At 45.2% G+C, this 1,133-nt stretch carries 1 protein-coding gene; it reads left to right on the top strand.

From position 1 onward, the window contains the following. Nucleotides 1–52 precede the first annotated feature (52 nt). A partial coding sequence (locus A3762_RS02750) for a protein-disulfide reductase DsbD domain-containing protein (protein WP_231878707.1) occupies nt 53–1,133 on the top strand: 1,081 nt, incomplete at its 3' end.

The raw sequence follows: 1,133 nt of genomic DNA, 5'->3' as shown, positions 1-1,133 counted from the left end.
ATTATTTGTGTTCGTATTGGCGTTGAATATTTTCTGGGAACATCAAGTGGTTATGATAAAAACAGCACGTCGCATACTCGACTCACACATTAAAGCTCGTTTATGGACTCTGTTACTCCTCTCTTTTTCAGTATTTTCTAGTGCTGCTAATGCTTCCTTCAATTTTGATTTAGATTCAGACGGCTTTGGCGCAAGCAATTCGCAATTTTTACCCGTTGACGAGGCATTTATTTTTGATGTTCAAGTGACATCTAAAGGGCTCAGAACATCTTGGAAAATTACCGAAGGCTATTATTTATACCAAAGCAAAATCGAGGTCAGCCTACTAGATTCCAACGCGACACTCGGCACACCTAATTTTTCAGACTCAGGGATTGAAGAGAACGACCCCTATTTCGGGATGACACGTGTTGTGTACAACGAACTTCAAATGGAATTACCAGTCACGCTCATTAGCGATGCTAAAGAAACGGAAATCAAAATCACTTACCAAGGCTGCGCTGTCGCTGGCCTATGCTATCCACCGCAAGCAAAGACAGTACTCTACTTTCCCGTAGAAAATGCACCGGCCCCAGTGCTCGAAGACATCGAAGCACAAATCAAGGCAAAATCACTAAGTTTAAGTACAGACGATGCTTCTTCGATATTCTCATTCATGCAGGAGAACTCTGCCTTAGCAACAGCAGCTATATTCTTTTTGCTTGGCCTCGGATTAACCTTTACGCCCTGCGTACTGCCGATGATTCCGATTATCACAACGATTGTGGCTGGCAATAATCAAAGCTCGCAAAAAAATTGGGGGCGCAATTTTAGTCTCGCATTGTCGTATGTCGCTGGCATGGCACTCACCTACGCAGCTTTCGGCCTAACAGTCGGCTTATTAGGTGCAAGCGCGAACCTTCAAGCAACAATGCAAAGCCCGATTGTTCTTATCTTTTTTGCGATTGTATTCATAGCACTCGCTGCGGCGATGTTTGGACTATATGAACTGCAACTCCCAGCTTTTCTTCGTGATCGACTACAGAACCAGAGCGCTAAACTGAGCGGCGGAAAAATAGCGAGTGTTTTCTTCATCGGCGCCCTATCTGCCCTACTGGTATCGCCATGCGTGTCTGCTCCCCTTGCCGGCGCTC

Source organism: Oleiphilus sp. HI0125, from assembly GCF_001635355.1.
The sequence above is the reverse complement of the archived record's forward strand: the minus strand, read 5'-3'. Positions and strand labels throughout refer to the sequence as shown.